The 25507-nt window shown below is 66.7% G+C and carries 10 protein-coding genes and 2 pseudogenes; 7 read left to right on the forward strand and 5 right to left on the reverse strand.

Annotation, left to right across the window (positions count from 1 at the left end; translation table 11 throughout):
• Positions 1-829: 829 nt before the first annotated feature.
• Together A4E84_RS00005 and A4E84_RS00010 are read right to left on the reverse strand one after the other, a co-directional pair.
• On the reverse strand, positions 830-2044 hold the full coding sequence (locus A4E84_RS00005) for an RNA polymerase sigma factor (RefSeq protein ID WP_159029522.1): 1215 nt from the start codon (positions 2042-2044) through the stop codon (positions 830-832).
• Positions 2041-2847, reverse strand: a complete 807-nt coding sequence (locus A4E84_RS00010) for a hypothetical protein (protein WP_062924558.1) — start codon at positions 2845-2847, stop codon at positions 2041-2043. Before A4E84_RS00010 ends, A4E84_RS00005 begins: the two co-directional genes overlap by 4 nt.
• Before the next feature lie 5141 nt (positions 2848-7988).
• Between A4E84_RS00010 and A4E84_RS00015 the strand changes: the two genes are divergently transcribed.
• Together A4E84_RS00015 and A4E84_RS00020 are read left to right on the forward strand one after the other, a co-directional pair.
• The gene (locus A4E84_RS00015; RefSeq protein WP_159029523.1) at positions 7989-10055 is read left to right on the forward strand and encodes a hypothetical protein; all 2067 of its coding nucleotides are present in this window, start codon (positions 7989-7991) and stop codon (positions 10053-10055) included.
• 341 nt (positions 10056-10396) lie between these two features.
• Positions 10397-10732: an acyl-CoA-like ligand-binding transcription factor gene (locus tag A4E84_RS00020; RefSeq protein WP_062924560.1), complete on the forward strand. Its 336-nt coding sequence runs from the start codon at positions 10397-10399 to the stop codon at positions 10730-10732.
• A gap of 113 nt (positions 10733-10845) precedes the next feature.
• Here A4E84_RS00020 and A4E84_RS00025 read toward each other — a convergent pair whose 3' ends face one another.
• Together A4E84_RS00025 and A4E84_RS00030 are read right to left on the reverse strand one after the other, a co-directional pair.
• Entirely contained in the window at positions 10846-12495 is a 1650-nt protein-coding gene (locus A4E84_RS00025; protein ID WP_159029524.1) for a hypothetical protein, read from the reverse strand.
• Positions 12496-12699: 204 nt separating this feature from the next.
• Positions 12700-13463: pseudogene (locus tag A4E84_RS00030) on the reverse strand (transposase family protein).
• Positions 13464-14239: 776 nt separating this feature from the next.
• On the opposite strand from A4E84_RS00030, the gene A4E84_RS00035 reads away from it, so the two are divergent.
• From A4E84_RS00035 to A4E84_RS00045, 3 genes and pseudogenes are all read left to right on the forward strand, one after another.
• Positions 14240-14623, forward strand: a complete 384-nt coding sequence (locus tag A4E84_RS00035; protein WP_079128786.1) for a nucleoside/nucleotide kinase family protein — start codon at positions 14240-14242, stop codon at positions 14621-14623.
• Positions 14624-15789: 1166 nt separating this feature from the next.
• Positions 15790-16506 (forward strand): annotated as a pseudogene (locus A4E84_RS40005) (transposase); the annotation flags it as partial.
• A gap of 320 nt (positions 16507-16826) precedes the next feature.
• The gene (locus A4E84_RS00045; protein ID WP_237304714.1) at positions 16827-17333 is read left to right on the forward strand and encodes a hypothetical protein; all 507 of its coding nucleotides are present in this window, start codon (positions 16827-16829) and stop codon (positions 17331-17333) included.
• A 228-nt stretch (positions 17334-17561) separates the two neighbouring features.
• On the opposite strand, the gene A4E84_RS40010 is transcribed toward A4E84_RS00045, so the two are convergent.
• Positions 17562-20390: a toll/interleukin-1 receptor domain-containing protein gene (locus A4E84_RS40010; protein ID WP_079128787.1), complete on the reverse strand. Its 2829-nt coding sequence runs from the start codon at positions 20388-20390 to the stop codon at positions 17562-17564.
• A gap of 1367 nt (positions 20391-21757) precedes the next feature.
• On the opposite strand from A4E84_RS40010, the gene A4E84_RS00055 reads away from it, so the two are divergent.
• Together A4E84_RS00055 and A4E84_RS00060 are read left to right on the forward strand one after the other, a co-directional pair.
• Positions 21758-24562 (forward strand): TIR domain-containing protein, encoded by a 2805-nt coding sequence (locus A4E84_RS00055; RefSeq protein WP_062924565.1) that lies wholly within the window; start codon positions 21758-21760, stop codon positions 24560-24562.
• Positions 24563-24584: 22 nt separating this feature from the next.
• Entirely contained in the window at positions 24585-25262 is a 678-nt protein-coding gene (locus A4E84_RS00060; protein WP_159029525.1) for a hypothetical protein, read from the forward strand.
• Positions 25263-25507: the final 245 nt, after the last annotated feature.

The raw sequence follows: 25507 nt of genomic DNA on the forward strand, positions 1-25507 counted from the left end.
GCCCTGATTAGCGCTTGAATTTGCCTGGCGGCAAATTCTTGAGGTTAATTCTTTTGTTGGTTCTATTCGCCTGGCGGCGAATCGTTTGGGCTTTTCCTTGACCGCTGGCGCGGTCTTTGTGTGTGGGGGGCTTCTTTTCGGCCGCTGGCGCGGCCTTGGGGGTTGGTGGTGAAGGGGTGAGGTGTTGTCATATCTGTTGGCATGACTGTGAGTTGGGTGTGCGTGAGGGGGTGGAGTTGGGGGGACACGGGACGTGAGGATGTGTCGTGTGGGGGTGGTGCACTCCTGTGCACGCCCCATTTGTGTTTGTTAGGTAGGGGTGGCGGTCCGTTCTCGGGGGTGTGTGGAGCGCCTGACGGCGCTGGTTGTCGTGGTGTGGGTGCTCACGGTGATGTGTGTCTTGGGGCGGGGGCGGCCATGCATGTCTACGGGGCGGTGTGTACCTCGTCGGCGGGGGTGATCTCTATGTCGTCGGTCCTGATTCGAGGAGACCGGTGAGCCTGACTCTGTCGCCGGCCTAGAGCACGCCGTGGACGGCACCACAACCATTCCGAGGCCCTGGCGCCCTTCGAGGGCGTCCAGGACGCCGTCGCCCTCGAAGGGCCCTGCGGGTGTGGGGGCCGGGGGGCCTGCGTGCGGCTCGGCGTTCCGGAGCTTCTTCCTGACGGGTCGATCGGCGAGACGTGGGCGGGGACGAGGGAGCAACCCACGGTGGTGTATTGGGCTGTATGGCTGTCTGCGGCCCTGGGCGCCAACGCCGGGCGACGTACGTGAGCCCGTACCCCTCGTTCTTGGGTACGGGCTCGGGTCTTGTGCTGGGGGCTGTGGCTCAGCGGGTGAGTTGAGTGTCCGCGTGTGCGGGGCGTTCGATGCCGGCTCTCATGCGGTGACGGCCGGCCGGGTGGGGGGTGAGGTACCGGGAGCAGCCGGGGGCCACGGCGTGGAGGGTGCGGGAGATGTCGGCGGGTTCGGTGTCGGGGGGGGGGGGGTGGTTGTCGACGTCTTGGGCGAGGTTCTTGAGGGCGCGGTGCTGGAGGAGCTTGAGTGCTCCTTCGCTTCGGTTCATCACGCGGGCGCTCTCGGAGACGGAGAGGCCTTGGAGGAAGCGGAGCACGATGCACTCGTACTGGGCGGGGTTGAGGTCGTTGAGGGCGCTCAGGAGTGTGGGGAGGGGGAAGCCGGCGGGTTGTTCGCCGGCGGTCGCGGCCAGGAGGGCGGTGACCGCCTGGCGGCGTGTGTCTTGTTGAGGCACGGTTTTCTGTGTGGCGGAGACGAGGGCTCGGGCGGTGGCGATCAGCCGGGTCTCGGGGTCGGCGGTCGTGAGGTGGGGCAGGGCTCGGAGGAAGGTCTTGCTGGTGAGTTCCTCGGCGGTGGGGCCAGTGCCGACGAGGAGGCAGATGTAGCGGTAGACGAAGTCGGCGTAGCGGTCGTAGAGGGTGTGGATGGTCGGCTGGGCTGCTGAGGGGGTGGGTGCGGGTGTCCGGGGGGGGGGGGGTTGGTCGGTGAGGAGGTCGCGGAGGCGTCGGCGGGCGTGGCTGAGATGGGCCCGGACGGTGCTGCGCGAGATCTCGAGGGAGGTGGCGATCTCGTCCGTGTTCATGGACTTCACGTAGCGAAGGACGACGATGGTCCGCTGGGTGGGCGGGAGCTCCTTGATCGCGCTGAAGAGCATGTCCTTGAGCACGATGATGTCGGCCGGGTCGGGCTCGGCCTCCAGGTAGGAGATGTCGTCCTCGAAGGTGGAGGTGGGGGCGGTGCGCGCCCACAGGCGGTTCTGGGCGAGGACGTTACGGCGTACGGCGGTGATCCCGTACGCAGTGGGGTTGTTGATCGTGTCCCAGCGGGCGAGGACGTCGAAGTAGGCGTCCTGGACAGCGTCGAGCGCCTGCTCGCGGCTGGTCGCGTGGTACCGGGCATACGCGAGGAAGCGGCGCTGGGTCTCGGCGTAGAAGTCGTCGAAGGCGGCGTACGGCATCGGCCCGGGCGGGCCGGACTCCGGTGTGGTGGAGTCCGGCCCGCGGCCGGTTGAAGAGGGTCCTGTCACGGCAGTTCACTGCTTACGGCGGTGTTCGGAGCCCGGCTGGGGGCGTGGTGTCCTTCGGTGGAGCTGGAATTGGTCAGCTGCTGGGTGAGGATGGCGAGGACCGCGACGGTGACGCTCGCGAGGGCGAGCTTCTCGCTGACGGTCCAGCGCTGCCAGAACCACGTCGGGTCGGTGTGGCCGATGCGGAGGTGGCATCGGACGAGTCGGCTGCCCACCAGCATGGACACGGTCGGGATAACCAGGAGGAGGGCGCCGAGGACCAGGGCCGGCCAGAGGTGCTGCAACTGGCTGCCGGCGATGCCCCAGCCCGTGGCGGCCGTCAGGACGTCGAGCGCGAGACCGAAGCCGAGGGCTCGGCGGCGGCGCGAGGGACGCCACAGGGCCCAGGAGGCATGGTCGCCTCCGAGGGCGTGGCGGAGGTCCTCGCACCGGCCGTCGACCCAGTCCTCGTCGGTGCCCTTGACGGTGGCGAAGACGCCCTTGGAGGTCATCTCCACGCTGATCTCGCGGTCCGGGTGGGTGGCCTTGAGCGTCAGGTTGGTCAGCACGACGTTGCTGCCGCTGGTGACGAACCGGGTGATCCTCGGGTGGTTGAGGAGGTCGAGGAGGGTGTCGGCGGCCGCGGTGACGCAGCGGTTGTCGTCGGCGCCGCGCTGGGCACGAGGGATCGCGTAGCGGGTGCTGAGCGAGATCTCGCTGGGGTCGAAGCGCAGGTTGACGCGGCGGAGCAGCTCGTCCACGTTCTTGCGCGTGATCTTGTGCGGCCGCAGTTGCGGCTCGCTGGAGAAGGGAAGGTCAGTCATCACCGTGGTGTTCTGATCGGACCGGCTTGCAGTTCCCGGAGGAGCTGCAAGCCGGTTGCGCCTGTCGGAAGTTGGCTGCCCCTCGCGCTCCGGCCAAGGTTTGCTTAGAGGTCGCCATGAAACAGCATGACTCCCACGGACCCCGCTCGTCTACACGATCTCGGGTTTGGGTTTCGGCTGTCGTTCTCCGTGTTCTCCTCGCGTCGTCGACTGATCGTCAGCAAGAGGTGGGCGGGGCCGGTTTCGGCAGGAGCCTCGGAGCCGGAACGGCTGCTTCCGGAAGGCTGGCGCTGAGGGCGGCTCACATATATGCGAGCCGTGAGGCGGTCCGGCTTCCATCTCCATTTCCGCAAGTTTGTTCTAGGGGCACATTTTTGAGCGACATTCAAAGTGCACGTCAGGACGGGTCGTTCGCGGCTTCGTCCCGCAGCAGATCTACTCCGCCACGGGGCGAATGAATTACACGCAAATTAACCGCCCGCCTCGGGCAGGCGTCGCGGAGTTCCTTCAAAAGATTCCCACCGCCTCATCATGATCATCTGCAAGCGGGCCCTGAAGGAGGGGCTATGAAATTTATTCTCTGACCGTAGGGCTGCCCGAAAGTAAGGAGCCCTGCCGTAATGCGGCGGAAGAAGGCGGCCAGCCACCGATCAGCCGTGTGAACAACGCTGCGGGTCAATACACCTAGCGCTTTCCTCCGCTGTGGCTCTCGTTGAGCAGCCTTGGGCGATCGGCCCATAAGTCTTTGCTCCACGCCGCAACAGAGTGCCGCCGGCGGTCTTCCGTGAGCCGGGGACGGTAGCGGCTGTCCCGGCCCGGGTCCTCTGCGCTGCCTACGGCTGCCGCCGAAGGCCCGTGAGGGGAGGACGGCACTGCGGTGATGGTCCGGCCCTGGCGGACCGGTACGGCTCCCGGTCACGGTGCACTCTTGGCGTGCCTTCTTCCGGCCTCCGGCGGGGAACACCCTCTGCGGCTGGCGGGCCACGTGGGTAAATGCCCGCGTCGCCGCGTCAGAGGCACGAAGGCGTCTGCCTACCTTTTAAAGTTCGTGGACGGCTTCCCTTGCGCAACCGTCGCAGATCACGTATGGCTCGCCACGACGGGCCGGTCGCCCAAAGGAGGACCGCTCTCTGCAGACCCCCGGCCCTGGACATCGTCGGTATTGCCCGCCGTGATACTCACAGCCTTCGCACTGGTCCTGTCGGTCGCGTGCGAGTGCTGTGGCCTGCTGGGCGAGTGCAGAGCTCCTGCCAGATCGTGTCTGCGAAAGGACGACGCTGCGCAGTGGTTCAAAGAGGCGGGCATGGGGTAGTGGCGGCCCGACAGAGCTGTTCCGGTTGGTCGTGTCCGCTGGGAGGGCTGCTGCGGCTCTCCCAGCCGGATCCGCACGCGGCAGCGAACACGCCCAGGGGCTGCGTCCGCTGTCCTGGACAGCGGGGAGCTGCTGTTCGATCCGTGAGAGCTTACGCGTTGCGATCCGCCCTAGGGGCCGGGACCGCTTGGAGAACGTGATGGCGGTGGCTTGCCTGGCAGATCGGGCAGCCCTGCCCGCAACCGCCAGCGGCGACGGGCACGGGGCGAGCCACTGAGTCGGGTTGCAGAGTTCGTCGACGTACAAGAGCTCGATGCCGCCCCTGGAGCGGCCTGGGGCTTCAGCTACGCCCGTCAGACAGCCAACGGAGCGGGCAGCCTTCTCCGCGCTCTCACCGCTGGGCTACAAGGACAGTGTTCTTCTGGCGAAGGCGGCGGCGCAACTGGCAGACGTTTGGCCGGTCGGCAGCGCTGCGAGCACCAGGAGCCGGGAATGGCCCAGCCTCTCGGGCTGCCCGCAGAGCGACCGGTCATTTCCTTTACCGCCGGTGGGGCACTGGCGGCGTCGGGCTCCTCTCACGCTCGTACCGCGGTGCAACCGGCTCTCCCGTGGTCTGGCCCGTGCTCCGTTCCTGCGATGGCGGCGCCACAGTGTGGTGTCCATCCGTCCCGCGTTGGACTGAAGGGGTGCGGTGCATCGCTGCTGCAGCCGATCTTCATGTCGTCGAGGGTTGTGACGGCCTGATGTGGGATGGACCCCTCACCTGCCGGCCGCAGTCGCCGACAGTCCAGCGCTAAACGGTCGCCGATCTGGCTTCACCACACGCGCCCGTCCCAGCCCGCGGGATGAGTTCCTTCGCAATCAAGGCTTCCAGTTTTCGCACCTGTGCCCCCAGCGGGAGCGGCCCCTGGTGTACCCCCTTCGCACACTGCCTGCTGGGACGCGCCGCTGCGTTGCTGCGCTGGTCAACGCAGTTCTGCGGCACGCTGCGACGGTAGGGGGCCGCAAACAGAAGCAGGCGGGAGCTCTCGCTCCCGCCTGGCCGGTCCGCCTCTCATCTCTTGGCCGGAGCGCGGAGACGAACCGTTCTTCTTCCGACAGCGATGGCTGGCATCACTGCGCAACCGGCACAGCCGGTCCATGTAGTAAGAGTGCCACGATGGCGTGAACGTTGAACACCATTAGCGGGTTCCTGGTTACGTATCACTCTTCAGCGAGAATCAAAACAGCGTGCGGATCCGTGTAAACCGGTCGGCGAACCGCCAGCATCGCTGCTGCGCTGATGCGCTGCGTCGAACGCCCCAGACGATTGCGCCGCTCATCTTCTGACGCTCCATCAGTTGTGCGCGTCGGTGGATGCCCGTCCTGGTTTCGCCACCGCCCACCGCCGCGGCGGACACCGCAAGGCGCCCCCGATCCGTCCGGATGAGCCGCACAGCCGATCACCGCATCGCACCGCAGACGGGCCCGGGCTCACCGCAAGAACCGGGGAGCCTGGCCTGGACAGTGGGTGAGGACCGAGCCCGAGCCGGTCAGGCAGGAAGAACGCCGCAACGGCTGACGAGGCCGACCACCGCAACACACGACGTTCGCGGCCGCCTCGATCGTCGGCGAAGTCTTCCTGCTGTTGAGGTCGCACCCGGTAGGCGCCGCTGGCACGCCGGTCGCACACAGCGCGCGGCAGCCTGACGGACGGTCCGGTCGTCTCCTGGGCCGAGCCGTCAGATCCGTCTGCGTCCTGGGGATCCAGAGACGATGCCCACGGGAAGAGAGCTTGCAATACGGACGCGGCAGGCCAGGCGTCCGGCCGGGGAAGGGTTCACGGGCGCAGGGACAACCGGGACGGGCAAAGCAGTCGCGGGCTGCCTTCCCCGCAGCGCCATTGCGTGGCAGACGGCACGCTTCCTGGCGGCTTTGGGCCGGCTGCTGAACGCCGGATCTGCCCCGACGATCTGATTGCCGTCGCCCAAGAGCCACGAACGAGGAGGACTCGAGTTGAGGAGGACGGCCTGCTCGTTGGTCAAAGACGTCCGACGCGTGGGCCGCTTGCAGCGGCCCACTGTCCGGAAGGCGGCTGTGTGCGCATAGCGCGATGTGGTTTCGACGCGAGATGGGCAGTCGCACCGTCCCTGATGTATGCGGGAACAGCAGGCACCCGCACACGCCAATGTGATCAATGAGGCCGCGCTATCGCAGCCAGCTCGGCTCAGCGGACACCGTACAGCGCCGCGTCATGGTTATCCGGCTAGCCCCGGATCGTCCCGATCGGGTCTGTCATCTGCCGGGCGCGGCAACCGTAGACGACTGTGACGGCGACCATTCCGAAGGCACCGATCAGGGCCGGCATGGCCTCGGCCGCGACTAGGACGGCGACAGCGGCGGCACGCAACGGTTCGCGGTCCTTGGCAGGCTGCAGGTCCGTGAGCTCACTCTCTTCGAGCAGAGCGCATGGTCGGCCCTGGCAGTAACGGCCAGCGATGGTGACCAGGGATTACGCTACCTCGGTGAGCGCGTCCGGCCCCGCCGTGTCGATCTTCGCTTGGGCTGCGCGGAGCGCGGCCACAACGAGCCCCGCATGCTTTTTAAGCGTCCGCCGCCGGTGGGACCGCCACACGAGATGGCGCTGGCGGCGGACTGCGCTGCCGACGCAGCGCTCCACGATGGCCATCGCTCCGGAAGAAGGTACGCAGCGGTTTGCCCGTCTCACTCGCGGCGTCGCGGGCGGCGTCCGCGACGATCAGCGCATGGCAGCAATAGACCTGGCGATGCCCTCAGTCCCCCGTCCTACAGAGCCAGGCACCACATGGTCGGCAGCTACAGGATCACCACGCCCAGGGTTTGCCGATCGCGGTCGCCACACCGCCCCCCTGCAACGAGAGCAGCGCTCCCTCATCCGCGGAAAGGACTTTGCCCAAGTCGAGTACCCAGTACCAGGCAACGGCCGCGGCACCGGTGGCGATGAGACACCGCTCGGCACAGGGCTATGGACACCGAAGTTCACGAGCGCCTGGTGCGCTTTGGTGATCGCGCTGTCCGCCCTGCGGGAACCCCGGCTTCTGAGTCGGCGGGGAACTGCTGTGGTCACAATGCCGAGCATGGCAGCCCGAGGCCACTGCGTACGCCGGTACGACGGCTTCCGCCAGCCGACTCGCCAGATCTCGCTCCCCTAGCCGCAGCCGGGTCATCCCACCGGCATGAGCGTGCACCACTCCCCCAGGCCCAGCACGGCGCAACGCCTCCGCAGCAATAGCGGCCACGGCAGCTCTCCATATCATCGGAATTGATCATGGAGGGGACTCGAGAAGCGACTCCCGAAGACGTCGGCAAACGGCTCCCATTCTCGCGTACCCAGGCGGGGGAGGGCGGCATGTGCGACACATCGTCTCCAGATCGCGAGAGTCATTCCGACTGATTGATAACAAAAATATGGATTGACTTTGGTAAATTCCATTAGATTACCGAAGAAGCATCCAGGAGGCTCGAAGACCAATATTCGAACTTTACTTTCTCCTCTCTTATATGTATGACCCTATGTGTGATCGTCCTCGTCCAGGCAGTCACGTCAGCGAGGAAAGGGGCAGCGTAGGCGGTGCCCCACGTCGTGCCGCGCTGCAGCCACACGGCCGATCCGGCCCAGTTCCGCCTGCTCTCGTTCTGCCACGGGCCGCCGCCTGGGCATGCGGGGTAAATCGTGTGCGCTGCGCCGGGACTGCGTGGCTAGTCTGTTGTGAGGGGCTGCAGGTTTGAGCTTCCTGTGCGCCAGCGGAGAGGGAAGAGATACATGGCTACGGCGGGTTCTCGCGCTGGCCGGCGTGCGGCAGCAGGTGAGATGGAGCCCTATCTCGGCACCGGGACACCGTTCGTAACCCCGGTCGTCGGTGGAGGGCTTCGCCGCTTCCGGCGCCCAGGCGACGTCCAGGGTGCTGGTCTTCGCACGGCGTGGGACCAGATACACAAGGCCGAACAGCAGCTGCCCCGGCTGCTCGAGGAGATTTCCCAGACGGCACTGGCAGCAGACCCGGTCATGCTCTACAGCAGCCTTCATGTTTTCGACGCCATGCGCCGGTCGTCGCAGCCGGGGCACATGACGTTCGGCAGCGACGCGATGGTGGAGTTCTACGGAGGCCTGGTCACCGCGATGCCGGCGGATCAGGTCCTTCAGCGGCTCGGCGCCGATTTCCACCCGCAGGCGCTGTTCGACATGGACCGGCTGCTGCGCGAGTACGCACAGGCGGAGAACCTGGCGCATCAGGCCAAGGTCCTCCGCGAGGGCGCTGCGGACAAGCAGACGAGTGTCCTGCACATGCTGCAGATGGAGCAGCGCTTCGACCGGATGCAGGGCTACCCCGCACAACTGCGCCCGATCTTCGAGGAGATCACGGCTCCTTTGGGCGACGCGTCCAGAGCGGTCCTCGGTTTCGCGCTGCACCAGGCGCTGGAGGCCGCGGACATCTATCACGCCCGGCAGGCTGCACGGTTGGGTGAAGTCATGGATGCGTTCGAGAACGCCTCTGCCGTTCTCGCCCCGTCCCCTGACAGAGAACAGCGTGTGCAGGTGGCGGCCACGCTCACCGCAGGAGTGGCCACGTTCGGGGCCTCGCCCATCGAGGACGACCTGCCTGGGGTGCTCGCCACGGAGCTGAATGCTCCTCACGAGGAGATGGCCCGCCTGGTCGCTGCCCTGACCACGCCGCTGGGCAGCCAACCAGCGCTAAAGACCCTGGGCGACACGAACTCACTGCGCCGCCGTCCGGTCATCGGCCTGGACAACTCACGCAGTCTGTGGGCACGTCCCGGGGACTTCATGCACGAGGCACTCGACTGGGCCGCCGACGCCTGCCACAATCACCCTGACCTGCTGAAGAGCTTCGACAAACAGCGCCAGGACGGCTGCGAAGAACTCGTCCGGCGCACCCTGGCCGCGGTGTTCGGAGAGATCTACGTCCATCACGGCGCCACCTACCCGGACCCGGGCCATCCGGACGTCGACGTTCTCGTCGCCATGCCCGGCGCCGTCCTCACCGTCGAGGCCAAGGGCGGGCGTTTCACCGATCCTGCCCGCAGAGCGGCACCGGACCGGGTGAACAGAAAGACACGCGAGTTCGTCGACAAGGCCCTGGAACAGAATGCGCGTACCATCGCCTACCTCGAAAGCGGGAAAGGCAACCTGCGCAGCCGGAACAAGAAACGTCTTCTCCTGCCGGACCATCTCCCGCCCGCCGTGTCGGTGATCGTCACCCTCGAGCGTGTGGACCCGTTCGCCACCCATCTTCCCGACGGCGGCAAGCGCCGCGCGGAACCCAAGGACGGCACCTGGCTGGTCACCCTGGCCGACCTGGTGATGGTGGCCGATATCCTGCGCCACCCAGCCGAGTTCTACGCCTACGCCCACACCCGCGCCGCCATCGCCAAGGCAGGCGGCCCCCGGGTGTTCATCGAGGCCGACGCCCTAGCGGGCTGGCTCGACCACCGTGTTCAGCCCGTTAAGCCCGCACCGGACGAGATCGTTTTCCTCGACACCGGCAATGAAGCTGTCAATGACTACTACACGCAGGTCATCGCACCGGACTCCGCCTCTCCTGCCCGTCCGGGCTCCGGCGTCCTTGCGGAGATTCTGGACTCCCTCGACGTCGTCCATCGTGAACGCCCGCAGGACTGGAACGGCCTGGCGATCGCCGCCCTGGCGGTGCAGCCCGAAGACTGGCGGCCCGTTCGCAAGGCGCTGCGGGCCGCCCAGCCGGCGGCGAGCGGCACCCGGCGCGCGCGCAAGCGTGCCCGCCGTGCAGCGGACGGAATCCGCCTCTCCCCTCACCTGACGGTCTACGTCCGCTCCAGTACCGACGAGACCTCTCCCCCGCCGCTAGGACCAACAACCCTCCTGCTCAACACTCCATAAGGCTCGTGAGAGAGACCGCCCTGCTCCCTGACTGTCCCTGGCCTCGGTACGCGCAGTGGGACGATCTCGAAGTGTCCGGCCGAGCCTGGGAGGACTTGGCCTCTTCGACCCGGAGGCTGTCGTACACAGGGCAACCCGTCCACCGCGACCTGCCACCACTCCCGACATTCCCCGCTGACCCCTCCGCCACTGAGGACAAGATCGCCAGCCGGTGGGGGTCCAGACGGCTGTCCGCCTGCACCGCCCACTCGCTCACTTCCTCATCGATACGCACACCGAGCTCTTTGTTCTCAGCAAAAAGCCTCTGGAACGCCAGCTGGAGTGGACGCTGCACATGGTCGATGAAGACCTGTCCCATCGAGATCGAGACCACCCCCGAACACCGGCTCGAGCTGGTCACCCTCCTGTTCGACAACGAGTCGCTGCGCGCCGGCCACGCCGAGAAGCAGGCTCGCTGGCAGGACTTGCTCGCACCACTGATCGAGCCGCGATTGCCCGACTCCGAGCACCGCGCCCTTCAGGCGCGCGCGATCGCGGCCGCAGCGATCACCTGCCTGCAGGCAGCGAACCAGGAATGGGTGCGCCTCGGCGGGCGGGTCGACCTGTTCGGCCTCTACGACACAGCCGTGCAGGCCATCCGCCGGCCCTCCTTGTTTTCGTCGCCAACGGTGACTTGATCGACGCCGGTCAGGTACTGGTCGACGGCCTGAGAGAAGCGCGCGGTGTGGTGCCGGGTGGCTTCGCGGTGAGCGCCGGCCTCTTCCCTTCCAGTCGGGTCGAACTCCTGGCCTCAGGGGACGTCGGGCGCTGTCTCGAGAGCCGTCTGCACCTCCGCGGTGAGCGGGTGACCGATGCCGAGCACCCGGACACAGTCCTCGGTCAGTTCGGCGAGGCGCTGTCCGCGGTCTCGCGGGCTACCGCGGGACACGTATAACAGGCGGGCCTTGAGCGTCACTTCGTGGTCCGGCCCAAGCAGTCGACGGGCGTCGGCATGCAGGCTCTCAGGGGTTGCATCCACGACCGGACGGCTGCCGCCGACGTCCGTGTCGCCGGTCTTCAACAGGGCGAGCCGGATGCGCAGCATGCTGAGGCTGTCCCAGCCCATGCAGGCGTTCGCCGTCGCCAGGAGTTCGTGACCGATTTCCTGAGCCTCTGTGACAGCGCCCTCGTCGTGTAGCGATTCGACATAAGTGAGTTTGATCTTCACTGCTTCGGGGTGGAGGTACCCGAGAATGCGGTCGGCCTCCGCTGCGTTGACGCGGGCGATGTCGACCATCTCTGACAGGCGCTTCGACCCGCGCAGCACGGAGATGAGCGCCGACCGGGCCCACAGGACCCGCTGGTGGTCTGCGCCGAACCGCCCTTCGGTGTCCTCCACGAGATTGACGGCGCAGTCGGTGGCCTCCGCCGTCTCACCGCAGCGAATCAGGCCCTCGACGACGCTGGCTCGCACCCAAAGAACTATCGGGTGGTGCGGGCCCAACAGCTCGGACAGACCGGGGATCTCATGGCGGAGGTAGTGGACCGCGGAGTTCCAGCCTCTGACTTGGGCGGCCGCGTACAGTGCGTCGATCCGGGCAAGGCTGAGGTCCAGCGCGTCCACAGCCGGATCGCCTTCCCAGCGCGTGAGCAGCCTGTTGGCGTGGTGCCAGGCGCCAGTCCAGTCGCCGGCGGTGCCTACCCAGTAGACGAGCCGCCGCTCAGTCAGACGTGTGTAAGGCGAGTCGGCGCCGAGCATCTGGCGGGAGTCTTCACGAACGGCTTTGGTCAGCTGGACCGCTTCCCTCATTCGACCCGCCTCCCCGGCCCAGTACGCCGCGGCCTGCCGAGCGGCGAGCGTGCCTAGATGGTCACCGCCGAGCCGCTGGGCGCAGCGCTGGACGAGCTCGTTAGCTTGCGAGGCGGCCGCCTCCGGACGCCCTGAGCGCCCGAGATGCCGGATCGCCGTGGCCAGCTCCCCGATTTCCGGGTTGCGGGCGGGCCAGAGTTGCTCCACCGGGGCCAGCCGCACCAGTCCTGCAGCGTCGCCCTCCCCTGAGCCGTCGTCGTCTTGTTCGTCGCCCCAGCAATTGGCGATGGGGCGGGCGGTCTTCGACAGGGACTCCGACACCAGCATCGACCACCTGCGGGCCCACCGGTCTGCGTCCCGCCAGTCGGCGGGCAATGCGACGCCTCGCTCTTCGGCGGCCTTCAGGCAGACTGCTACGAACGTCATGACGCGGGGGCGGTCGGCGACAGATACGTCGCCGTTTTTGAGCATGCGGTGAGTGGTGGTGCGGGCAAGCACCTGCATGCCTGTCGAGCCGGCGGGATTAAGCCGCCTTCCCTCGTGGAGTTGCCGCTCCGACAGCTGCTCGATGCGCTCGTACGAGAGGCCAACCAGGCGCTTCATGGCGCAGAGGTCGTCCATGAACGACATCAGCATTCTCGTGCGGTGCATGTCCCCCATTGGCCACGTCCCCCGTTCAACTCTGCGCCTGTTCCGCATTAGCTCTTCCCCCGATGGATATCGGGCTACGCGGTCAGGGCGTTCCGAAACATCCCAACATGGCGGCTCTGACCGCCGAGATTTCGGGGCTGTCGCCGTAAGGAGTGCAGGGGCGCTGGGTCGAAGCGGTGAGAAGGCAGTGAGCCTTTTCCATCCTCACTCCGAGCTGGCCAGATGCAGGGCGAGGACGGCCTGGACGAGGCTGGTGATGCGGGTGGTCGAGCACCGGAGCCTGCGGAGGAGCCGCCAGGCTTTGAAGGTGGCCATGGCCTGCTCGACGAGTGCGCGAATCTTCGCGTGGGACCGGTTGACGGCCTTCTGACCGGCGGAAAGGGTTTCCCAGCGGCCCCAGTAGGGGGTGCGGACGGTTCCGCCGGAACCCCGATATGCCTTGGCCGCCCAACACTTGATGTCGGCTGCGGCAAGGGCGTTGACGATGCCGTGCTCGCGGGCAGCGCGGACATCGTGGACGGCGCCGGGCAGGGCCGGCGAGGCCACAGCAGCCGGCCGAAGGGATCCGTGAGGATCTGCAGGTTCATCCCGTGCTTCTTGTGTTTCCCGGAGTAGAAGGGCCGGTCCGCGGCGATGCGGTCGATCGGCAGGAGTGTGCCGTCGAGGATCACGAACGCCTTCGTCGACGCGACCCGGATCGTGTCGGCCAGGGTGGGCGCGAGGCCTGCCAGGAGTTCGACAGCCTCGGTGGCATACCGGTAGGCGGTCGTGGTTCCGATACCGAATCCGGCCGCGAGCTGGGCATACGTGTGTCCCATCCGCAGGTGGGCGAGTGCGAGCAGGGGCTGGCGGCCGGGGTTCAGACGCCGCCAGCGGGAGCCGATCGCACGACGGTGCTGCCGCAGACAGGTGGACAGGAAGCGCAGGGCAGAGCTGGACACGTCGCCGCCCGACGGGTAGACAAGCATGCGAAGCCTCTGGTGGAGACGGTTCTCTTGGTCGAAAACCCATCTACCAGGGGCTTCACCACGTTGTCAGCCCAACCGGCTCGCTCCTGCTGCAAGTTGGAAAGAGCTCAGTGACTCCCGCTTCACGTGCACCCTCCCGATAACTGCCCCGAGCACCGGCATCCGTGAGCTGCCCGGGGCATCCAGATACGTCCCGGCGACAGCACCGGATATCTGGGCCATCCGGGGCTGTCCCAAGCCGCGTGCGGATGGTGGGACGGCGGCAGATTGAGGGTGAGGAGTCGGGCACAGGCTTGGAGGGCAAGATCGTGGACACGTGGAATCTGCTGCTGATCATCGCGGCTGCGCTTTGTGCAACCGCCCGTCTCGTAGCCTTGACCTGTGGGTTCCTACGGGTGCTGCAGGGCTCCCGGCCAGCGGACCGGGTCGAGCTGTTCGCCTACTTCACCGCTGCCATCAGCGGCGCGCGTTCACTACGCCGTCGATCAGGATCGTCTTGAACACACTGGGCCCCTGTGGGACGTTGGTGCCACCGGGCGGCCGCGGTGAAGAGGTGGATCTTGTCGAGTGCTATGGAACCGCTGGCAAGCGTGCACCTCACAGGCTGCTCGTGCATCTCCCGGGAGATGCACGAATCTGCCGTACGGATCGCGGACGCTGTTAATGGCCCCTCTGGCCGGCCGGATTTCGTACTGGCCATTGATGGTTCGTCCGGGGCTGGGAAAACGACGTTGGCTGCGTGCATCGCAGCCCAGTCCGGGGCCAGCGTATTTCACATGGACGACATCTATCCGGGCTGGACGGGCTTGGAGCAGGGCGCCCAGTACCTCGTCGACTGGATACTGCGCCCACTGGCGGAGTCCCGCCCGGCAATCTGGCGTAGATACGACTGGTACACAGAGGAATTCGCCGAGACCCACACGATCAGTCCCGGCGGACCGCTGATCGTGGAGGGCGTCGGTTCGTACAGTTTGCAGTCGGCGCCGTACCTCCACTCCACGATCTGGGTGGAGGCAAACACGCCGCAGCGCCGCGCACGCGTGGAATCCAGAGATGGCCTCTCCACGGCCCAGATGTGGCCACTGTGGGCGGCACAGGAGGAGACTTTCCACCGCAAGCACAGGACACGGGAAGCGGCGGACTTTCTGATCCAGAATTGAGCCGCCTTTCCCCCCGTTATCTTCTTGGCGGTCCTGCAAGAGGGCCGCTGGCCTCCGGGCCCGGCATGACTGTTGCCCCCTGTCGATGGGATGACCTGGGGGGGGGTGGTGTCACCGGGCCCGAGGGGTGCCGTCGGAGACGCTGATCAGAGGTCCGACCACCGCCCGGCCTGGCGCAACGCCAGGCCGCTCGTGGGCGGCAGGTCTGCATAACGTGGATGCGCGAGAACGGCTCCCGACCTTGAGGTGTGTGGGACCTCGCTGATCTTGGTCTACTTGCACCCCTTCGCGGCAGTCCGTCCCTCGCCGGTCAACCAGTTGTGATGCCAAGGGAGTGCGAAGGGCGAGGCGCCCTCCTCAAGATCCCCGGATGTCGATCGTCGCCAGGTCCTGCCCGCTGAATCTTGAACGTAGAGCTCCAAATAGCCGGTTCCGATGCGCTCCAGGGTGATGTTCGTGCAAGGGGGCAGGATGCCGACATGCGCATGTTTGCGGCCAGGGCCGTAGCGGAGTGACACGTGAACCGGGTCATATGACCGGTTTCCGATGGTTATGCGCCCGTTCACCGACCAGAAGGTGACAAGTGAAATTTGGGCGCGTCGCTCGTCTTCACGCCCCTCCTGAGATTGAGTCAGTTGGTCGTCTGCAACTTGGGCGGACTTCCAGGTGCCCCACGCGGTGACGGCCAGACCGGTAGCGGCTACAACGGCAGCCACGACAGCGGTGTGCTTCACCCAGTCCACCCGTCGATACCACCGAGCTGCAAGGCGGCCAGGCGCGGTACCCCATCGCCATAACCGAGACCGCGCTGACAGGTCGGATGTCGCCGCCCCTTGGGTCGGCGACACCGGTCGCTGACGAATGGGTGGACGTCGTGGAAGCTGCTGGATCCGCAAGCGTGGCGGGCGGGAACGGCGCAATGCAACCTCGCGGCTCGTAGTTCCTGCCTAGTGCTGTGACCGGAAAGGTTTGCCGGAAAGCTTGCGGCGTCCGGTGCGGTGCATCGCAAGGCGGAGCATCGCCCGCGTACTGGATGTACTCGGGTGATGCGACAACGCGGCGAGGTGCCGTGCCGGGCGTCGCAAGCCGGTGAAACTTTCCGGTCGCAGCACTAGACGCTAAGCTCGGGCGAGCCGGTTGCAGCGCCCTCGACGAACAAGGGGAGCGAGGGCGAACGCCACGCCACCGCCGTCACCCCCCTGCCGGGGAGAAGGCTCAAGCACCTGCCCAACACCCAACCCACGCTTCGCATATTGTTCGCGAAACTCCAGAGCAAGGACGAAACGGCGCTGGTCGTGGTCGATCAGCTGCCTCAATCGGGGCGGACGCGAAGGACGCGTTCATCATCGCCGGCGCGGCCCGCGCGATGCCGCACACTGCGGGCGGTCGACGGCAAGGACGAGACGATCGCCGAGTCGGAGATGATCGTCGGGCTCGACACCGGTCGTCCTCACGTTGCTGGAACGGTTCGAGTCCCCGTCACATATAAGCAATGTGGGCCGTCGACGGCTGGTCACGCTGATGCGGCCGAAGGCCCCGCGGATGGCCGAGCGGCTGGTCGAGGAGATTTTCGCCGCGCTGGGCGAGCAGACCGTGACCGTTCCGGGGACCGACGCGGCCGCACTGATCGTCCCGAACCTGGCCGGATCACTGGCCGCCGTCCTTGACCAGCGCAAGGTGCTGGCCAGGCGGATCGAGGAACTCCTGGAGGACCACCCTCTTTCGAAGGTCCTGACCTCGATACCGGGCGTCGGCATCAGGACCGAGCCCGCATCCTGATCGAGGTCGGCGACGGCGGCACCTTCCCGGCTGCCGGCCACCTCGCCGCCTACGCGGGCTCGCCCCGGGCCGACCCGGAGCTCGGTTCCTCGGTCCGCGGCGAAGTGGGGTGGATCAAGAGGTAAGGCCGGCCGTGGGGCTGTGCTGCCCAGGGGGTTGGTGGTGCGTCGTTTGCTGGAGCGGCAGCAGACGGGGGAAGCGGCCGGCAGGCCCTCCCGATCGCGTCGGTCTGTTTGTCCGGCGAAACTGACGAGGTCCGACTCGGCTGAGGCCGCCATCTCTTGGCCCCATCCCCTCAATGCCAACCCGACACAACGCCGCACCCGTGATCCCCGTATACGGTGGCCGTAGGGTGCGAATGATTCACTCCTCAGCAGTCCAGGCAAGGGGGCACGAGATGGTGCGGGCGCCGAAGAGCGTAGAGGTGAAGCTGAACCTGCGCGTGCTGGAGATCTCCGGCACATGGGAGCCGAACGACGCCGAGCGGCGGGCCGCCTGGGAACTGTACGTCGAGTTGGTGACCCGGGTCTCGGTGGTGCCGCTCCGTGAGGAAGAGGGGCTCCTGCGGGAAGCACTGAGTAGCCTGTACTCCCTGTTCACCACCACTCGCGAGGTGCTGCGCAAGTACGGCCCGGATGTCGCCGAGCCCAAGAAGAACGGCGAGTACAACTTCGGCTTTCTGGCCGTCGCCATGCTCAACTACGGCATCCGTCCCCTACTCGCGAGCTGGCACCCCGCGTTGGAGGACTGGGAAACGCGCCGCCCCGCCGATCGCTCGCGCCGCGACCACGAACATGCCTGGATCCGCGCAGGCGAACTGCGGACCGCGCTGCGCGACACCCGCAGCATCCTTACCGCCTACGCCGACCTCCTCGCCAGCGCCTGCGGCGTCCCCAACCTCCTTGCGGCCGTACCCGGCGCAGATCGATAGGCGCCACAAGCCCAGAGCGGGGCCAGGAGCTGGATGAGCTCTTCGAGCTGGCGGGTAGTGTGGTGCGGGTCGATCACGGCGGTATCGGCAGTTCGGCGGCGAACCGGGGAGTTTCGAGCCTCCGGGGGTCACCAGCTTGGCGTCGGCAGGTATGGCCTGACCGCTTTTCGTGAGGGCACTGAGACCGGTGAAGTCGGGCGGGCCCTATCGACCGGGGTACCGAGTCGATCAGGAAGTGCGGTCGCAATCAAGGTCTTCGGGGGGAGAGCTGGCCATATGGCGACTCCATTCGGTCTTTGTCAGGTCACGTCCCGCAGTTCCACATGCCGTCCGTCGCCAGGCTTCGACGGACATGTGCCACTTGATAATCCTGCCCCCTTCCGTAGCAGTCCACAGCAGGTCGCCAGCCGGGCTCAACACGATGTTGGTTTGGACACCGATTCCGTCCGCCCCTCCAGAAAGCGAGCGGTCTGGTGCTGGAACCGTGAATCGTCCGATCTTGTCTCCGGTGAGCGGATCCCACTGTGTGACTGCGCCGTCCGTCGAGAGGGTGACGAGGGTTTGTCCGTCGGCGCTGGCGGCGACGTGCCACGCCCCTCCGTTATCCGATCGCCACAGGATCTGGCGACGATCAATATCCCAGGCCGTTAGCGACTCGTCCTCACCGACAAGGAACACATGCCCGCTCCTTGAGGCGAGAGCGAGACTCAAGAAGCGCCCAGCTGTCGACGGCACCGACTGGCGCAGGTCTCCGGTAAGGGTGTCCCTCACACTTAAGCCGCCAGCTGGGCGTGCAATCACGGCAATCCTGCCGTCTTCGCTGAGGACAGACGCGAGCCCCCGATGCGAGTCATTCCTGGGCACCATGGGTATGGGAGTCCTGACCCTTCTGGTGGACGGGTCCACTACGTGGACCGCGCCATGATTCGTCACGGCGATAACCGAACCATCTGGACCCGAGGCGACAGAGATCACCCCTGACCCCAAGTCCTCCTCCGTCGGCAACTTGATGATGTCGGCCGGGGCCAGACGCTCGCCTTTCACATCCCAAAGGATCACCGCTGAGCTTCCGCCGGCAATCAGCTTCTTGCCATCCGCGGTAAAAGCCAAGGAGTAGAGGAAGTCGTCAGCGCTACCAGTGACGGGACGGCGCCTGCTCGGAGTCCACAAACGGATGGGGCCCGTACCTTGCCATCCGTCGCCCTCGAAGCTCCATGCCACCCCGTCGCCGGGCGGCAAGAGGGCTAGAGGCGGTGGCGAAATCACGGTAGCGCTATCGGATACCGTCTGACCTGTGGGCTCCGCTGTCCGGGACACCTGGTCCAGATCCCACAACGCCACCGTGCCTCCCGAGGCCGAAGCGAGGCGGTCACCTCGACCGGGTGAGAACACCATCACCGCGGGCGGAGCGACCCCGTCCAGTACCTGGATCGGTTCCGCAGCCTCTGCTGTTGACGAAGGCGATTCCGACACGATGAGACCCCTGGCAGTTCCCGCCGCGAGCCTTCCACTGTCGGCCAGAGCAAAGTGCCGCGCCTCCTCGGTAGGAAGTCTTGGGAACTTGCCGCACGAGTCGCGCTTGCTGCTACCGGTATTCCGCGGTGGGACGGAGGCCTCCGCAAAGACCAACCCGCGCTTCACGAAACCGAAGCACGTCCCTGACGGGGACGTGCCCGAGGCAAAGTGACCAGCAGGGGCCCTCATTCCCCATGGCTCCCCTACCTCGTTCAGCGCCGGGACGTCGAGTAGAGAGCCGCTCCCCGCTGGGCTGGATACAGTCAACCGGGTGCCCTTGTCCCGAAAGGACACCAAGGCGGAGGACGTCTGGGTTTCCCGAGTAGCAATCCTCCTGACGCCCTGGAACAGGGACACGGCGCCGTCCAAGGCACCGGCGGCGAGCCTCCCCCTGTCGTCGAAGGCCACCGAGGTGACGGCAGTCGGCATGACACCGACACGCTCCGAGTGCTTCTCTCTCAAGTGCAGACTGTGCACATTTCCCTTCTCATCGCCTACAGCGAGCATCCGCGTGCCGTGATCGAACGCCATCGCAGTTACCTTCCCCCGTACGCGTGTGCGGCTTAGGACTGACTTGCCGTCGTTCCGCCAGACACTCACCGTTCCCTCGTTGTCGCCGACTGCCACAAGAGAGCCGTCATCGCTAAAGGCGAGTTGGGTGACTGCCACATCGTTGTGCACGAACCGCACAAGATGCGGACTGGCCGTAGCCACGTGTTGCAGCGCAGACAGTGTCTCGGGAGTCCGCTGACGCCTGTAAGCCTCTACGGCCAGTAGTGAGGCGAGGTGGAGGTTGTCTGCGCTCAGGCTCTGGGCCGTGGCGGCGAGCTGTCGCGCGGTCGCCAGCCGCGTCTGCGCTCTGGCGGCATCTCGTTGCCGAAGCGCCACCACCGACGCCATTGCGGCGGTCACGGCGAGCGCGGTGAGTACGGCGATGGTGGTTCGGACCCACCGGACCGTCCTGCGGTGTTGCCGTACGTGGTCGCCGATCAGCTCGTCCTTGGATTTTCCGGTGAGCGGGGCCACGAATTCCGCTACGCATTCGAGAAGCCGTGGGTCGGCAGCGCTAACCTGTTCTGAGCTGCGTAGCCAGCGCAGATCCACCCACCGGGGTTGCTGGTTGAATACCTGGCCTATTTCCTCACGCGGCAGGGCGTCAGTGACCGACCAGTCGAAAGTTTGTCGGGCGGTGTCCCAGACGAGTATGCCGTCGGTCCATGCGATGAGGATGGTGTCCGGCGACCGGTGAGTCAGCCACCATCGAATCTCCTTGCGCACCCATGGGGACACCGCAGCTCGCGGAGAGGCCATAATCACCAGCCAGCGGGATCTGGCCAGGCCCGCCTCGATCTCCGGCCACAGTTGTGGGCTGGCCCCTAGGTTGGTCTCGTCCCTGAAGATTTTCAGACTGCGAGGTTTGAACCAGGGTCGGTCGAACCCCTGTGCCTGAGCCTGGAAGGCTTTCGCGACGGTCCTGTCCCAGGCATGACTGTATGATATGAACGCGTCATACTCGGTTCTGCTACCACCCTGAAGAGCCACTCTCTTGTCCCCGATCCTTAGGCGTGCCTGATGGCGTGGTTGCCGGAGGGTGTTCTGCCTGCGGATACCGCTGCGTCGACAGTGCGGCGACGGCGCCTGCGACTCCCCCAGTAACGGCGAAGAGGACCCTTCCCGTCATCTCGGTAAGACCTTAAAATGGCCGACCCTGTCACCCCCCCCCCCGATGGCAATTGCCGCAACGTGACACCTCGCGGCATTCCATCGCCAGCGAGTGGCTCGGGCTCTAGGTGCCAACAGGTCTACGCTCATTCGCTGCCCGCCCTCGAGCTCCACGGCGACGCAACCACCGGCCGCGCACCGTGGTACCCCAACGAGGAGAACGTAGCCCCAACGGTGAACACAAGTAGGGAAGCGCACGAACAGTGGTTGGAAGCGGTCAGGTGTGGCTTCAGCCGATCGGTTCAGCGATCACTGTCGCCGGTATTTCAGCCACTGCTCGAGCAGTTCACGGATCTGCGGCCCCACCACGTCGACGATCACCCTCTCCGGTGCCCGCTGATAATCGGCAGGGCGTCGTCCGAGATCGCTGGCCGCCCGTCAACGGCGATGGCCGACAGGACGGCGAGGCGGCAGGGGCCAGAACTCCTCCTGCGCGCCCCCGCGCTGACGGCCAGTGTAGCCACCTGCACAAACACGGTCACGAACCCTTGTCCGACCGCCCCAACGGGATGGCCTCGAACAAGGAGGCAGCGCCCATGGCCCTCGCCCCCCCCTACACCACTGTCGGGCTGATCCCGGAGATCTCGCAGCGCGTTGAAATCGCCGTCAACCTCGACCACGCCACCCACGCCCGCACCTGCGCCATCAGTCTTCCCAGCGCGGAGACGCAAAATTCGGCCGCAGGGCCCGCGAGTTCAGCATCCACATCATGGCCCAGGCCAAGGCCCTCCACCCGGCGTTCCCGACTGGTACTTCAACGTCGAGTTCGTCATCGACCAGACCGCGAGACCGTCCTAATGACGAGGGTCCGGGAGTCGTTCAGCTCCCTTGCACGGCCTGTTCGCGACCAGGCGAGACATTCTCAAGGTCAGCCGCCCCTCGACTGCGGTCGCACGGGGCACACGGTCGAGTACCAGCAGCTGAGGCCGCCGTTCCTGTTCAGCTGGCATACGTGTCTGACCGCAGGAGCGGCGCCACCCCGACGGTCCCGAATCCGCCTGCCCGGAAAATGGGTCCTGCAGGGCAGACCTGCGCCGGCTCCTGCAGGATATCCACGTCTATGCGCTGGGATTCGCCCGCCTCGCTGGGGTTGAGAGTGCCGAACTGCTCGTCGGTAGTCCGCACAAACGCTGACGCCGCCCCGGGCGGTCACTTAGGGTGAATACGGATGCACGCTGGGGGGCGGAATGGGCAGGAGACAAGGCGGTGACGACCTTCATGATGCTTTCATCTCCTACAGCCACGCCTGGGACAAGGCCGTTGCCGTCGCGTTCCAGGCGGAGCTGCAAGGGTTCGCCAGGCCGTGGTACAGGCCCCGTTCACTACGCATTTTCCGCGATGAGACCAACCTGGGGGCCAGTCCCGACCTCTGGCGGGAGATCGAGGCGGCGCTGAGCCGATCCAGGTGGCTGGTGCTCATGGCGTCGCCGCGAGCGGCCGACTCGATGTGGGTACGCAAGGAGATCCGCTGGTGGCTGAAGCACCGGTCGCGGGACACGATTCTTATCGCCTGGACGGACGGCGAGCTGGCCTGGGACGCCTCCAGCGGCACGTTCGACTGGTCTGCCACTAACGCCCTGCCCCGCGAGGAGTTGGCCGCCGTTTTCGACGGCCGGCAGCCGCGCTGGGTGGATCTGCGGTGGCTGCGCAGCCCCGGTCAGGTCGATGGAGCCGACCCGCGGCTGCTCGAATGCGTGGCGGAGTTCGTCGCCCCGCTCGCTGGGAAGTCCAAGGACGAACTGATCGGTGATCACATACGCCAGCACCGGCGGACGGTGCGCCTCGTGCGCATGGTCATCGCCGCGCTCACTAGCCTGCTGGTGATCGCCGCCGCGGGCGGGATCACCGCGTACGTGCAACGCAACACCGCGCGCGAACAGACGCTGGCCGCCCAGTCCCGTCAACTCGTCGCCGAAGCCTCCTCCATCCAGGACTCCCAGCCGGAACTCGCCCGGCAGCTGCTTGTGCAAGCCCACCGCATGTCACCGACCGGTCAGGCGCAGGGTGCGCTGCTGGCCAGCACCTCGATGGCCCGGGTCATCCACACGGACGGCGACTCCCGCTCGGTGAGCTACAGCAATCGTGGAGCCATGGTCGTGACGGACGACGCCGTAAGGCTCTACGACCCGGCCACCATGGCGGTCCTTGCCACGCTTCCCGTACCCAAGAAGCACGCCACAGCCGCCACTTTCAGCCCGGACGGGGGCCTTCTGGCGGTAGGCAGCCGACGGGGTCACACGCGTCTGTTCGACGTGGCGGACCCTCGCTCCCCGCGACTTCTCGGTTCGCGCCAGGCCACCACCGACTCCATTGAGGGGCTGTTCTTCCATCCGCGTTCACCGCTGCTGCTCGTGGATGCCGACACATCCGGAGCCGCGCTCGACATCCGCGACCCGGCCCGGCCTCGTGTGACGGACTCGGACTTCGACGGCGCCGCGGCGATCAGCCCTGATGCACGCCTGATCGTCACCGACGGGCAGGACGACACTGCGCACCTGTGGACCTTGTCCGACTCAGGCCGTCTCACCCGCGCCGGAACCGTCGAGACGCCGGGGATCCCCCCGCTGGGTTCACGGCGGAACGTGACCTTCAGCCCTGATGGGCACATCCTGGCGTACGGAGGTGATGACAACAGGGTCCGGCTCTGGGACGTGGCGAACCCCGGCAAGCCGGCGGTGCTGGCCGACCTCAACGGACAGAACCTCGGCATCCGGTCGGTGGCCTTCTCCGGTCAGAGCACGGCACTGGCGACAGGAGCCGGAGACGGCTCCATCCATCTCTGGGACGTCTCCGACCCCATGCGGCCGAAGCCGGGCTCCCAGCTGACCGGACACACTTCCTGGGTGAACGACCTGGCCTTCAGCCCTGACGGCCGGTCTCTCGCCTCCGCCAGCGCCGACGGCGCGCCGCTGGCTGCGGACGGCACGGACAGCCTCAACAGCACAGTCAGGCTGTGGCCTGTGTCGGGCTCTTCCCGTTCCTCGGCAGCCGCCACCCTGTCGGGCTCTGGATCCGGCCCGCCCGCTTTCAGCCCCGACAGCACCCTCATGGCGGCTGGTATGCCCACCACCCTATGGGCCTTGGACGATCAGGACGCACCACGTAAGGTCTCCACTCTCCAGACCTTCAACGTCGGCGGTCAGGTGGTGGCGTTCAGTGCCGACGGGGCCACCATCGCCTCGGGAGTCCCCGTGGTCACGTGGGATGTCAGCAGCCCTGCTCGCCCTCGCTCCCTGACACCCACCGTGAAGCGTTCGGGCGGTGCCGAGGCCGTGAGCTTCAGCCCCACTCGTCCGGTCCTGGCGATCGGAGACTTCTCCGAGCCGGTGCAACTGTGGGACATCAGCCGTCGCGACCGCCCGGCACGACTCAGCGCGCTGCGCGGTTCCGACGCGGACGGACAGGGCCTCGCCTTCAGCAGTGACGGACACGTCCTGGCGACAGTGACCGACAGCGGAACCGTCCAGCTCTGGGACGTCACAAGCCCCTCCAAGCCGAGCCTGCGAGGTGTCGTCAAGCCGACGGCGGGGAGGGTCGGCGCGCTGGCCTTCAGCCCCCGCGGCCGCACGCTGCTCGTCGGGGACAGCATGGGATCGGTCACGGCGTGGGACGCGTCCGACCCCCGGCACCCCGTGCGACGGGGGTCGTCCGGGCGCCACACCGGCAGCGTCGAGGGCCTCGCGTACCACCGCGACGGCTCGCTCGCGGCCAGTGCCGGCGAGGACGGCGGCATCCGCCTGTGGGACGTTGGCAACTCGGCGCGGCCCCTGGAACTGACGTTGCTCAGCGGGGGCGGACGCTTTCCCTCGGCCACGCTCTCCTTCAGCCCCGACGGGCGGTTCCTGGCGGCCGACAGCGAAGGCGGGGTCCAGCTCTGGGATGTCGACAGGACGAGGATCCTTCAACGCCTGTGCAGGGATTCGGCTCCCATCACGCCCAGTCAGTGGGCCCAGTACTTACCAGGACTCGACTACGACCCACCGTGCGCGTAGGCGCTGTGGCCCGGGAGGACCAGTGACTCTCAGCATCGCGAACACCGGCCGGATCGCGGCGCTCACAGGCGTCATGCTCGTAGCAGTTGCTTGTGGTTCCCCGCAGCCGGGCCCGCGCATCTCCCCGCCCTCGCACACGTCCTCCGCCACGTTGGAACCGTCGTCGAGGCCCTCGCCGGCCACAACGAAGGCGGTCGGCGCCGCACCCGAGAACCTACGTGATACGGCATGGTCGAACATGCCCATTCCAGGTGACTTCTGTGACATTCCGGGTCTCATCCACTTCAAGGGCAAGCAGGAGGCCACTGCCTCCTCCCACACCTGGGGCACCGTGCACATCGACCGCTGGGACGTCGTCTACGGTGACATCGACGGTGACCGACGCGATGAAGCGGCTGTCCACATCGGCTGCGACACCGGCGGAGGAACCGCCGCCGGACAAATTGCTTACGGAGCCGTCGTGTTCCGCAACGTCCAGGGCCGGCTCATTGCCCTCGGCACCATCAAGCCGCAGAAGGAACCCTCGGGTGTTCACTGCACGCTGCTGGCGAAGATCGTTATGACTGCCGGCAAGGTCACCGCACACGAGAAATGGTACCGACCGACGGACAGCAACTGCTGCCCGACCGGTACGGCGACCACGGTCTGGGAAGTCCGGAACGATCAGCTCGTCCCAGGCGTACCCCACATCCTTTCCTGAGGCGGCCGGGCCCGCCAGCTACCGCTGCCCGGCGTCGCCTCCGACGCCTACGACATCCAGGACCGCCTCCGCGCCCTCGACAACACCATGCACCTACTCGCCCCCAACCCGGCCTCCGGGCACGGAGGCTACCTGGCCGTGGCCCGAGGACCGCGCCCAGGCCTGAGGCCGACAGGGATCAGGGTGCCGTAAGCAGAACGGCGGAGCGCAAGCTGTGGCGAGCGTGTCCAGGACCGGCGGCCTGA

The sequence above is a fragment of the Streptomyces qaidamensis genome, from assembly GCF_001611795.1.
In the GTDB taxonomy this organism is placed as follows: Bacteria; Actinomycetota; Actinomycetes; order Streptomycetales; family Streptomycetaceae; genus Streptomyces; species Streptomyces qaidamensis.

What these genes read in the sequence shown, in the direction of transcription:
- A4E84_RS00010 (WP_062924558.1), bottom strand. Translation starts at nt 2,847, where the DNA reads ATGACTGACCTTCCCTTCTCCAGCGAGCCGCAACTGCGGCCGCACAAG.
- A4E84_RS00015 (WP_159029523.1), top strand. Translation starts at nt 7,989, where the DNA reads ATGGAGCCCTATCTCGGCACCGGGACACCGTTCGTAACCCCGGTCGTC.
- A4E84_RS00020 (WP_062924560.1), top strand. Translation starts at nt 10,397, where the DNA reads ATGAAGACCTGTCCCATCGAGATCGAGACCACCCCCGAACACCGGCTC.
- A4E84_RS00025 (WP_159029524.1), bottom strand. Translation starts at nt 12,495, where the DNA reads ATGCACCGCACGAGAATGCTGATGTCGTTCATGGACGACCTCTGCGCC.
- A4E84_RS00035 (WP_079128786.1), top strand. Translation starts at nt 14,240, where the DNA reads ATGGACGACATCTATCCGGGCTGGACGGGCTTGGAGCAGGGCGCCCAG.
- A4E84_RS00055 (WP_062924565.1), top strand. Translation starts at nt 21,758, where the DNA reads ATGGGCAGGAGACAAGGCGGTGACGACCTTCATGATGCTTTCATCTCC.